We start from the raw sequence: 11,705 nt of genomic DNA on the forward strand, positions 1-11,705 counted from the left end.
TACCTAGAAACATTTTAAACACCTAGATTATGAAACATCATTTACTCACTTCACTGTGCGTCATGGCCTGTAGTAGCCTACAAGTCGTTAATGCGCAACAGATTGCAGTAGCCGGAAAAGTTTCAGACCAAAATGGCGCTTCGATAGCGGGCGTCACAGTAACTGTAAAAGGTACTTCCATCAGTACCTCTACGAACGAAAATGGTCTCTTTACTTTAAATGCGGATCACAACGCCACATTAATTATTTCGGCAATCGGTTATCAACGCCAAGAAATCCCTTTGGCAGGCAGAAAAACAATCAACATCAATCTGACCAGCGCCGATGAGGCGATCGACGAAGTTATTGTAGTCGCTTACGGTACTGCCAAGAAAAGTGCTTTCACCGGATCAGCAACACAAGTTGACTTTGGAAAAGAGGCGGGCGACGTCCCGGTAAACTCTTTTGAACAAGCATTGGTTGGGAAGCTTCCGGGCGTTCAGATCAATACCACAACGGGACAGGCGGGAGCAACATCCAGCATACAGGTTCGTGGTATCGGATCGATGAATGCCGGAACAGAACCTTTGTATGTTGTCGACGGTATTCCGGCACACAGTGGAAACTCTGGCCAAATGCAGTCCGCATTAGCAGGTACGTCCAACAATATCATGGCGACCATCAACCCGAACGATATTGAATCCATTACGGTATTAAAAGACGCTGCGGCTTCATCACTTTATGGATCCCGTGCAGCAAATGGTGTCGTTTTGATTACGACAAAATCTGGAAAAGCAGGAAAACCAAAAATCGACTTCCGCACCTCTTTGGCAACCACGCCAGACTGGGCGGTAGACAATTATAAACCGGGAAGTGTACAAGATCAAATCCAATATTTCTATCAGATTTTCCACGACTATAGAACTTCCAACGGAAAAACAGAGGCCGAGGCAAATAAATATGCATTAGATCGCATGAATACTCGTTTTGGGATACATGGTTATAGCTTCTCAAGTGAAGGCACAGGTCTCTATGATAAAATTATTATTACCGGAAAGACCGATGGTGTGGAAAATAGAGATGGTAAATACTTCGACTGGAATGATGCTTTATTCCGCACGGGAAGACATCAAGCCAACGACCTCTCCTTTTCTGGAGCTAACGAAAAAACAAGATACTATTCTTCGTTAAACTATACCAAAGAACTTGGTAGAGCTATCACCAACGAGTTCGAGCGAATCAGCGGGCGAGTAAATATCTCCCAAAAGCTGCATGATATTGTGGAATTCGGTGCTAATATCAACGTCACGCACAATAATAAAGAGGGATACAACGACACTAGAAATACCGGAACAAACTATTTCTATCTGGCGAACAACTTACTGTTTCCTTTCTATTGGCCTACGGATTACAAGACAGGACAGGAATATAGCACCCGTTATAGTTCTTTAGGATATAACCCCTTATTCTACGATAAACAATGGGAAAACAATTCTAAAACTTTCCGTGTGATCGCATCGCCTTCATTGACGGTAAACATCTTGCCGGAACTAACAGGAAAGACAATATTCTCTTATGATAACGCTGAAGTCAAAGATCATTTGTACTATAGCCCACTGCACTATCATACGACTTATGGAGCGACAGCTAATGGTTCTGTTTTCGAATACAGCACCAACTACCGTATTTTGGTTTCTTCCTCGACTTTAACCTACGACAAGAAGTTCAACAACCATAATTTAAACGCATTATTGGGTTTTGAAGCGCAAAAAAATGAAACCGATTATCAGTATGCTGCAGGTTCGAATCTTCCAAACTCTGCGCTACATACTGTAGCAACGGCAGGGGTAAAAGATGCTAATGCCTATTCTTGGGGACACAATATGCTGTCTGTATTCTCTAGAATGGAGTACAACTATTTAGATACCTACTACCTATCAGGATCTATCCGTCGTGATGGTTCATCAAGAGTAGGACCAAAAGATCGCTGGGCAAACTTCTGGTCTTTATCGGGGGCTGTGAACTTGAAAAATACAGCTTTTTTAACGGATGTTAATGAAGTGAGCTTCCTGAAACTTAAAGCGTCCTATGGAACAAACGGAACCCTTGCAGATTCTAACTTCGGTTGGCGATCGCTTGCAGGTTTTGGCATGAATTATATGAACCAACCTGGAGGATCCATCAACACGATTGCCGATGAAAACTTACGTTGGGAGCAAAACTTAAACTTTAACGTAGGAACGGAATTCGGATTATTCAATAGCCGACTTAACGGTTCGATCGAATATTTCTCGAGAACTTCCAAAGATCTATTACAAGCCGTAAATATTTCACTCGTTACAGGTTTCCCAAGTACTTTGAGAAACATCGGTAAAATCAATAATAGTGGAGTGGAAATCGCGTTGAGCGGAGATATCATGAGAAATGACAATTTCCGTTGGTCTGCTAATGCAAACACCTCATTATTGACATCAAAAGTGAAGTCTTTGTATGCAGGTCAGGACATCCTTTGGTCTGACCCTACTGGCGGAGATGCCCGCGTTCCTTTTATTTACCGTGAAAACGAACCTGTCTATTCCTTCTATATCAGAGAGTGGGCGGGAGTAGATAAAACAAACGGTAAACCAGTGTGGTATGTTAATGATCCTGAAAATCCAGATGGCGACTTCCTATATAACGGCAGAGGCGCATCTAACTCAGTATCTAAGGCGAAGCAAATTATTGCTGGAAGTCCGATCCCGAAAGCATATGGTGGTTTTGGAACCGAACTGGAATATAAAGGTATTAGCTTAGGCATGACCTTTACCTACAAAATCGGAGGTAAACTTTATGATGCAGGATCTAAAGATGTAGCAGAAGACGGTTATTACTGGGAAAGAATTCGCTCGGAGCATGGGATCAAAGAAGTGTGGAGACCAGACTATACCGACGCATTATTACCTAAAGTTAGCGGAAATGACCCGGAAGACGGAATTACCAATTCAACGCGTCACCTTTATGATGCTTCATTCTTACGTTTAAAACAAATTAATTTAGCTTATCGAATTCCTGCATCAATCACCGAAAAAGCGAGAATCAGTAATGCTAGAATCTTTTTCAATGGTACAAATCTATTGACCTTCTCCAAATTTAAGCTAGCGGATCCCGAAGTTAATCAGTACGGAACACGTGGATGGGAAACCCCATTCGGAAAGACTTATTCATTTGGTTTAGAATTTAGTTTATAACCTATCAATTATTATCAATCATGAAAAAGAAATCAATATTCATCATAGCACTTGCAAGTATATCATTATTCTCATGCAAGGATTTCCTCGATGTAAAACCGACAAACTCCATTGATTCCGGAGAAACGATCACAACGGTAGCTGATGCCAAGGTGATGACAAACGGCTTATTACGCAGCTTGGTCACAACAAGTTATTATGGCCGCAACTTTATGATATATGGCGACGCAAAGGGGGGGGATGCAACGATCGTTTCACAGGGTCGTGGACTAGATGCTCTTTATGTATTCAACCATAGCGTCACGAACAATAACTACAGCGGCTTTTGGGCTGACGGATACAACGCTATATTACAAGCAAACAATATTATACAAAGTATCGATGACATCGTTGCCAATGGCTCTACATTGGATTTCAATACCTATAAGGGGCAAGCATTAACCTTGCGTGCATTAGTTCACTTCGATCTGGTTCGCCTCTACGGCAAAACCTATACAGATGATCCAGCTTCCTTTGGTGTGCCAATTGTAACCGAGAAACTGAAGCACGACGCTAGATTACTAAGAAATTCCGTAACAGACGTTTACAAGCAAATCTTAGAGGATTTAAAAGATGCTGAAGCCTTATTGCCGAAAACAAAAACAAATGGTTATGTGAATTACTACGCCAATAAAGCCATTCAGGCACGCGTGTATTTGACTATGGGCGACTTTACGAATGCATTTGCTGCTGCGGAAGAAGTAATAAACTCGAAAGTTTACTCTCTATACAGTAATTCCGAATGGGTAAGTTCTTGGGCAGCGCAGTTCGGTAAGGAGTCTATTTTCGAAATTGCTATCGCTAAAGATCAAGGCGACTTAGGTTCGGGTTCATTAGGTTTCTATTATCTGAAAAGTAAACAAAATAATGCCCTTGGAAACTTCACAGCATCGGATTATTATGTAAACCGTTTAGGCGAAGACGCTGATGATGTGCGTTGGGGCGTAATAACCGAGGATGAGTTAGAAAGGAAAGCTGCAGTTTATAAGTATGTTGGTGGCATCAGTCAACCTTTTAAAGGCGACGGTAAAGACGTATTTACTGCAGTAAACATCAAAGTTATTCGCTTGTCAGAGATTTACTTAATTGCGGCAGAGGCAGCGTTGAAAAAAGCGGGCCCCGATGCTGCCAAAGCGGCAACATACTTGAATGAGATCCGCAAGCGATCACCGAATTTAGTAGCAGCGACCGCAGCGACAGTTACTGAAGACATGATCCTGAACGAGAAAAGTAAAGAGCTTTACGGTGAAGGACAACGCTATTGGGACATGATACGTAACAATAAGACAATCACCTTCAATGATGAGCACGTGGGTGTCTCTCTTCAACATAGACAGAAGACCATCAACCGCAGCTTCTACAAAACAATCCTTCCAATTCCACAGGTTGAAATCGATGCCAACCCGGAACTTGAAAAACAACAAAACTCGGGATATTAACTCCCTTAAATAATAAGAGCTGGCAAATGCCAGCTCTTATTATTTTGAAGTATCTGTTTTCAAAGGCCATCAAGAACTTTCATTCCTGTTGGTGTTTCAATGGAAACATAAAAGTTTTATTGTATTCTATTCTTCAGCAATCCTATATCTTTCACCGACTTTGACAAATCAATCAAATAACCATTTAAGATCGCATATTTCAAGTTTCCTGTAGAATCCCCAATATAGAAATTAGTCGTTCCACCTAAGTCAATAAAAGGCGTTGCTGCAAAAGCGGTTTTGCTAAAAACCTGAATCGGTAGACTATGTAGCATCCCTTCTTCAGCAGGCAAAAGCTTAGCCACCTGCACGCCCATATACCCCTTTTTCAGTAGATCATAGGCAACTTCTGGCGTTAGTATTGATAAATCCGGGATAGCTTGCGGTGCTATTTTTCCTGCAATAAATCTTAAACCATCAGCTTCCACTTCATCGTAACCATAAGATTCCGGCAAATCGCCAATATCTTCAACGCGACCGCGGACAAAATAATCACCAGCTACTGTTGTCTCTCCTCTGCGGATTGCAATATCGCTCTTTAGCGGAATGGAGTCATTACCGAAGGAAAGTCCACGGATAACGATATCATGCATCTGGCTCGCATTGAATGGAATCTCCTCATAACCCTTTGCATCATAGTTCTCATAAGTGCCTTGCGCAATCTCCATCAAAGCATTAAGGATAATTATAAAATTGAGTTTCCGAATCTGCTGTTTTTCCGGATCACCTTTCAGTCCACCCGATTCAATTAAAACGGTGCTCGCTCCCCAAGATTGGAAATTATCTCCAAAGCCCCGAGGCGTATATGTATCGTCGTATTTAGCAACAGCATCAGGAACATATTGCTGTAAAATTTTATTCATCCCTACAATAATCTGCATCGCTCCTTCCCGCACTTCGTTGACATCTCGCTCCGTATTATAAGCCGGCGCCAGCAAAGATATCGTTACTGGATTCTTGGTATCCGGCACATTGTAATAAATATTCTGATCATGAAGATTGAATCCATAACGAGGATTAAACTCCTTTGCCCGTGATTTTAGCAATGCTCCCTCTACCGTTTGATTCGCGCGCGCATCTCTATTCAAGTCTATGCTTTGGGCATTTCGACGTAAGAAGCGCTCTGCGCCGTCCGGGTTTAGCATAGGTATAAATCGAATACTTAGATTTTCTTGAAGCAGGTTCCGAATGCTATCAAAGCCATCCCCCTTGCCTTCCAGAAAGTTGAATATATCAAACAGCGCCATGGTTGCAGTAGGCTCATCGCCGTGCATTTGAGACCATAGCATAACCTTCTTGTCTCCTTTGCCATAGGCAATCTCATAAATTGCTCTCCCCTCGACAGATTTTCCAATTTGCGAAATATTAAACAACCCGCTGTTGCGATGCACTTGGATAAGTGAGTCGACATCTTTGTGTTTAAACCGCCTGTGAAACAGAGCAGACTCTTTGTATGATGCATGCATGGAATTCCATTGGCTACTATCCACCTGCATTCCCATTTTTAAAGTTTGTTTTGAACTGCTAAATGGATTACTACAAGTTGTCGCGGCCAATAGACCTAAGGAAACTAAGAATAACTTCATATTAAATCAACGCTTTTTCTAGGATTTCTATTGTTCCCTTTGTCGCATCTAAGCGAACTTTCACGCCCACCGGCAACAGAAACTGATCATCAATATGGCCAATAACTGCCCCAGTATAAGCCGGGATGTTTAGGGGTTTGATAAAATCGCGAAGGATTTGGTCGAGATTTAAGGAGCCGTATCCTGCCGACGGTGAGCAACCTGTGCATTTACCGAAAACGAAGCCTTTGATCTGTGAAAGTATACCTGCATTCATTAATTGGCAGAACATACGATCCACCTTCTCGGGGGTCTCATTAATCTCTTCCAGGAACAAAATGCTGTCTTTAAAATCTGGAAGATATGGAGAACCGCAAAGGCCGGAAATCAGTGTTAAGTTACCACCAAGTAGTTTACCTTCAACCACGCCTGGATTAATCGTCGTTATACGATCCTTATATTGTACGATGTTATCGCCTTTTTTATCAGGGTTCGAAAAAGTCACGAGTTTATTATCAATAAACTGATCATTAAACGTCTTCGCTACGAAATTGCTCCAGTTCGATGTACCAACAGGCCCATGGAAAGTAACTAAACCTACTTTCGCTTGGAACGCCATGATCAAAGCCGTGATATCGCTGTAGCCCAGTAACACCTTTGGATTATTTGCGATAAGTTGATAATCTATTTTCGAAAGTAATCGGGACGCTCCGGCGCCTCCGCGAATACAAAGAATTCCCGCAACAGATTTATCCGCAAACATGGTATGCAGATCTTCCAGACGCTGTGCGTCAGTACCTGCCAAATTCCCATAACGCTCGCGTATATATTTTCCTTCTTTCACTTTGAAACCGAAATAAGTTAGCACTTCTTTCGTCAAAGTGATAGCATCCTCGTCACCTAATGCACTAGCAGGAGTAATGATACCAATGGTATCTCCCGCTTTCAACACTTTTCCTTTCAATAAAGGTCTTACCTGCGCTGCCATGGCTAAGGCATCCGAACTGCCCGCAAATGGGATGGCAGCCATCCCCAACCCTAAAGATTTTAAGAATGAACGTTTATCCATTATTATCTATTAAAAAGTAAACGATGTCCAGAACCAACTTCGACGATAGCACCATTGCTATAGGCAATATTTCCTGAAACCAAAGTATGTTCGATCGTAGAAGAGAATGTATAATCCTCAAATGGCGACCAGCCACATTTAGAAAGTATATTCGATTTATTTACCGTATAAGGTTTATTCAAGTCAACCAAAACTAAATCGGCCCAATAATCTTCGCGTATATAGCCGCGTTGCTCAATTTGGAATAAAGTCGCTGTATTATGCGCCGACTTTTGAACTAATTGTTCCAAGGTCATCTTGCCTTGCTTTACTAGGTCGATCAATGCTTGTAAAGCATGCTGTACCAATGGCCCACCTGATGGCGCCTGTAAATAACCTTGTGACTTCTCTTCAATGGTATGAGGCGCGTGATCCGTTGCGATCACATCGATATGCCCATCCAATACCGCTTTTAAGATGGCGTCGCGGTCATCAGCTGTCTTTACGGCAGGATTCCATTTAATAAAATTCCCTTTCGTTTTATAGTCGGCATCCGAAAACCAAAGATGGTGTATGCACGCTTCTGCCGTGATGCGCTTCTGCTCTAAGGGAATGGAATTATCGAATAAACCGGTTTCTCTGGCCGTTGAAATATGAAGAATATGTAATCGCGTATTATTTTTCTTAGCCAATTCCACCGCTTTGGAAGAAGAAAGATAACAAGCCTCTGCCGAACGAATCAGTGGGTGCATCTCTATCGTTACGTTGTCGCCATACTTTTCCTTATAGGCCGCTAAATTTGCTTGAATCGTAGCCTCATCTTCGCAGTGCGTTGCAATCAATGTTGGTGCCTGACTGAAAATTGCCTCCAGCGATTGTTCATTATCGACAAGCATATTTCCCGTCGAAGAACCCATAAATATCTTAATGCCACAAACATCGCGTGGATTAGTTTTCAATACCTCATCCAGATTATCGTTTGCCGCCCCCATAAAAAATGAGTAGTTGGCTAAAGAGCTATCCTGTGCGATATCATACTTATCTTGCAATAATTTCTGCGTTAATGTATTAGGAACGGTGTTGGGCATCTCCATAAAAGAGGTCGTCCCGCCGGCAACAGCAGCGCGACTCTCAGTATAGATATTCGCCTTATGCGTTAGTCCTGGCTCGCGAAAATGAACCTGATCGTCAATCAATCCTGGAAAAAGATGAAGCCCCTCCGCATTTATCTCTTTATCAGCAGAAATATCAATCGTCCCAGCGATTTTTTCTATACGACCATTTTTAATCCATAGATCTTGCGCCTTGACCTCCCCTTCATTTACGACCTGCGCATTTTTGATAAGTATTGTAGACATGTATATTTATTTTTAGGATAAACAAATATACTAAATAGGAATTCCTAAAGCGGATTAATTGCGGATTATGGTTCAAATGTCCCTTCCGGAACATAAAACATTTCCAACTCTTCTTTTTTCGCCAACTTTCTACAAGCGCCATTGTCCATGAGAATGATTTGATCGCTAATCTCCAAAACATTGTGATAATCATGATCGGAAATTAAAATGCTCTTCGAATTGCGAAAATTGAGAATCAATTCCTGAACATTTTCCTTTAGCAACGGCGAAAGCCCCGAGAAGGGCTCGTCCAACATGAGGAAAGTAGCTTTTTGATTAAGCAGCAATAATATCTCCAAATATCGCAACTCACCGCCTGAGATATTGGCAACCCGTTCACCTAACAATAGGCGAATGACCGCGTTATCTTTTACTTGTTGAATAGATTGCTTGTCACCAATCATCATATCGATCGCTTTTTCTACCGTAAACCATGTGGGCAAGAACGAATCTTGTGGTAGATAACAAACATCTTTTGTTAAGTAGGCTGTTTTTACGCGCTTGCCATTTAGTCTAACAAAGGCCTCCGAAGGCTTGAGCGTACCGAATAAGATTTTCATCAAGGTCGATTTACCACAACCATTGCGACCCAACAATCCGTAAATAATTCCGGGATGCATAATGATAACTGCCCCATTTATTAATCTCTGATTGTAGATATACTCGAATGCAATCGAGTCGGCGTAAAACTCCTTCATCACCTCTTCCATAGCATACTGATTAATAAAATAAAAAATGCGGGCACACAATTAAGAATCCAACAGTGAAACCAAAGTTTAGCACGCGAATATCCTAAATTTCGAAAAAGGTAGGTGAAGCGTATTAAGAACAACTCCGAAAGCAGCATCGAAATACCAAATCCAAACAGTAGAAATGAAAAAGCCAAACTCCAAGTTGACATGTTAAAGAATGCCGTAATAAAGAGATTGATAATCAATGCAGGAACATAAATAGGTTTGATATGTTTGAATTGGATAGGCATTCTTAAAAATATTGAAAAAGGCTGATAATCAATAACAGCGACGGCGTTCTTAACAAGTTTTAACTTATAGTATCTAAAACTAGGTTGGCTAAAGGGCGACAATATCAAATGTGATCTAGCGAAAACCACTACATCTAACTAGTAGAAAATTATCAGAGGCACAGCTATAGAAGATTCCGTTGCAGTACGACGACTGTATCCTTGCCCTAACTAGCATCCTCTACATCGCTTGCAAAAAGTACCTTCTCTTCGAAAACAACAGCGTCTTTTACAGATTGCTTCTGCTGTGATTTTAAAGTCGTTATTAGCCCGAAACTAGTACTCTGTACCTGTATATCGAACTGGTTAATCTCCTTTAAGTTGTCCATAAACGTTTTCGCTATTTGAATGCAACCTTAAACGGTATCTCCAAGCACCATTCATGCTTAGAATTACAATAATCATGCAAAAAAAGTCTCGCAATTTTTATAAATCTGGTAATAAAAAACGCTACTGTAGAAGTTTTTCTATAAAAAGAGTTTTTACCACATATGAAGCATTTTTATTTTCTATTTTTAACTAATATTACTACAATATCATATTGTGAAAAATGATTCTACCTCAACGAACATCGGGATAATCCTTTCGGGTGACCATCTACGATCTCGTTTTAATTATTTGTGCCATGCTTCTTAAAATCTGGGATTTAATCTCTAATCGACATCTTACACAACAAAATCCAAATCAGCCAAGACTGATACAACTTAAAATCATTAATCGGCTAACCCTTGGGATTTCAATCAGCATCTTTGTTCATGTCTTACGTGATTATTTTATTTTTGATTTCAGTTGGAACTGGCTATACAGTGCAAGAATCATTCTAAGCGCTTTTTTACTATACTGCTTTTTTCATTTCAAAGCTCGCTTCAAAAGCCTTTTTCAATTCATTATCTACGTTATCATCGGCGCTCTAATATTTGTTATGAGTCTCCATTATGGCTTGCAAAGTTGCTTTTATCTTTACTTTTTCCCTTATTTAGGAAGTTTCAGCTTAATTTTCAACGACAGAGACAACATCAAATATACTATTCTGCTATATAGCATCACTTTCCTAATGATACTGGGGCTTCATAGATTCCAATTCGAGCCGTGGTACTTTGGTATTACCATTCAAGATCAGATCCAACAGAACATTAGACTCAACAGTATTTTAGAGGTTTTGATACTTACTGGATTCAATAGTTTTTATGTGTTTGAAAAAAACGTTAAGCTGATGTCATTAAATAACAATTATCAAAACAGCAATGAAGAGCTTATTGCGTTAAAAGCTGTCGTCGAAGATACCCAAATCAACAATATGGAAGAACTGCTCGACTTAGCAAAATCAGGCGATCCCGGATTCCTTTCCTTATTCCAATATATTTTCCCTGGACTTCGCGACGCTCTTTCTGAAATAAACCCCAGTTTCGGGCAAGAAGAATTTAAATTATGTGCCTACATAAAATTAGGTTTCAATACGAAAGAAATTGCTCATTTCAACCATCTCTCAATTCGAACTGTACAGACGAAAAAAAGTCGCTTGAGGAAAACGTTCAATATCCCTTCGCAAAAAAACCTCTATGTCTGGGTATCCGAAATTAGCGAAAACATACCTTTTCCCGTTCACTCTACTGTCGAGGATTAAAAAATCCATAGATTAAGTAGTTTATACCAGTATCTCTGGCACAAACAGTATAAAAAGTAGCTTTTGCGTATCTCAACAGAACTTTTGTTGTAGCAAACGCTTCTTTTTCATCATTTCTTTCGGCTTATGTTTGCATCCGTAATAAGCTAAAAATCATTAAACGCATGAAAAAAACAAATTACCAAACCCCAAGAATTAACTTGGAAGTCATCGAGCTAGAATGTGGAATTGCGGCGGAATCTACCGGAACCGTCACGGTTGGTCCTCCGGGAATTGAAGAACCACCGGAAGAAGAAGTTATTATCGAAATCTAATTAGGAGAAATTT

At 40.6% G+C, this 11,705-nt stretch carries 9 protein-coding genes; 4 read left to right on the top strand and 5 right to left on the bottom strand.

Annotated features, from left to right (window positions below; all coding sequences use genetic code 11):
* The first annotated feature begins 29 nt into the window (after nucleotides 1–29).
* Both DSM08_RS14685 and DSM08_RS14690 read left to right on the top strand, forming a co-directional pair.
* Complete coding sequence (locus tag DSM08_RS14685) at nucleotides 30–3,206, top strand: SusC/RagA family TonB-linked outer membrane protein (RefSeq protein ID WP_149526861.1); 3,177 nt, start codon at nucleotides 30–32, stop codon at nucleotides 3,204–3,206.
* A 20-nt stretch (nucleotides 3,207–3,226) separates the two neighbouring features.
* Entirely contained in the window at nucleotides 3,227–4,684 is a 1,458-nt protein-coding gene (locus DSM08_RS14690) for a RagB/SusD family nutrient uptake outer membrane protein (RefSeq protein WP_149526862.1), read from the top strand.
* A gap of 116 nt (nucleotides 4,685–4,800) precedes the next feature.
* On the opposite strand, the gene DSM08_RS14695 is transcribed toward DSM08_RS14690, so the two are convergent.
* The 5 genes from DSM08_RS14695 to DSM08_RS19075 form a co-directional block, all read right to left on the bottom strand.
* Nucleotides 4,801–6,309: a M14 family zinc carboxypeptidase gene (locus tag DSM08_RS14695; protein ID WP_246172285.1), complete on the bottom strand. Its 1,509-nt coding sequence runs from the start codon at nucleotides 6,307–6,309 to the stop codon at nucleotides 4,801–4,803.
* A gap of 1 nt (nucleotide 6,310) precedes the next feature.
* Nucleotides 6,311–7,357 (bottom strand): S66 peptidase family protein, encoded by a 1,047-nt coding sequence (locus DSM08_RS14700; protein ID WP_149526863.1) that lies wholly within the window; start codon nucleotides 7,355–7,357, stop codon nucleotides 6,311–6,313.
* A gap of 2 nt (nucleotides 7,358–7,359) precedes the next feature.
* The gene (locus DSM08_RS14705; protein WP_149526864.1) at nucleotides 7,360–8,694 is read right to left on the bottom strand and encodes a dihydroorotase; all 1,335 of its coding nucleotides are present in this window, start codon (nucleotides 8,692–8,694) and stop codon (nucleotides 7,360–7,362) included.
* Between the two features lie 65 nt (nucleotides 8,695–8,759).
* Complete coding sequence (locus DSM08_RS14710; RefSeq protein ID WP_149526865.1) at nucleotides 8,760–9,443, bottom strand: ATP-binding cassette domain-containing protein; 684 nt, start codon at nucleotides 9,441–9,443, stop codon at nucleotides 8,760–8,762.
* 478 nt (nucleotides 9,444–9,921) lie between these two features.
* The gene (locus tag DSM08_RS19075) at nucleotides 9,922–10,083 is read right to left on the bottom strand and encodes a hypothetical protein (protein ID WP_187773875.1); all 162 of its coding nucleotides are present in this window, start codon (nucleotides 10,081–10,083) and stop codon (nucleotides 9,922–9,924) included.
* Between the two features lie 884 nt (nucleotides 10,084–10,967).
* On the opposite strand from DSM08_RS19075, the gene DSM08_RS14715 reads away from it, so the two are divergent.
* Nucleotides 10,968–11,378, top strand: coding sequence for a helix-turn-helix domain-containing protein (locus DSM08_RS14715; RefSeq protein ID WP_149526866.1), 411 nt, complete (start codon nucleotides 10,968–10,970; stop codon nucleotides 11,376–11,378).
* A gap of 164 nt (nucleotides 11,379–11,542) precedes the next feature.
* The gene (locus tag DSM08_RS19080) at nucleotides 11,543–11,692 is read left to right on the top strand and encodes a hypothetical protein (protein WP_187773876.1); all 150 of its coding nucleotides are present in this window, start codon (nucleotides 11,543–11,545) and stop codon (nucleotides 11,690–11,692) included.
* Nucleotides 11,693–11,705: the final 13 nt, after the last annotated feature.

Source organism: Sphingobacterium hotanense (genome assembly GCF_008274825.1).
GTDB classification, from domain to species: Bacteria; Bacteroidota; Bacteroidia; order Sphingobacteriales; family Sphingobacteriaceae; genus Sphingobacterium; species Sphingobacterium hotanense.

Coding starts and splice junctions, on each gene's coding strand:
- DSM08_RS19075 (WP_187773875.1), bottom strand. CDS start 10,083: ATGGACAACTTAAAGGAGATTAACCAGTTCGATATACAGGTACAGAGT.
- DSM08_RS19080 (WP_187773876.1), top strand. CDS start 11,543: ATGAAAAAAACAAATTACCAAACCCCAAGAATTAACTTGGAAGTCATC.
- DSM08_RS14690 (WP_149526862.1), top strand. CDS start 3,227: ATGAAAAAGAAATCAATATTCATCATAGCACTTGCAAGTATATCATTA.
- DSM08_RS14705 (WP_149526864.1), bottom strand. CDS start 8,694: ATGTCTACAATACTTATCAAAAATGCGCAGGTCGTAAATGAAGGGGAG.
- DSM08_RS14695 (WP_246172285.1), bottom strand. CDS start 6,309: ATGAAGTTATTCTTAGTTTCCTTAGGTCTATTGGCCGCGACAACTTGT.
- DSM08_RS14710 (WP_149526865.1), bottom strand. CDS start 9,443: ATGGAAGAGGTGATGAAGGAGTTTTACGCCGACTCGATTGCATTCGAG.
- DSM08_RS14715 (WP_149526866.1), top strand. CDS start 10,968: ATGTCATTAAATAACAATTATCAAAACAGCAATGAAGAGCTTATTGCG.
- DSM08_RS14700 (WP_149526863.1), bottom strand. CDS start 7,357: ATGGATAAACGTTCATTCTTAAAATCTTTAGGGTTGGGGATGGCTGCC.
- DSM08_RS14685 (WP_149526861.1), top strand. CDS start 30: ATGAAACATCATTTACTCACTTCACTGTGCGTCATGGCCTGTAGTAGC.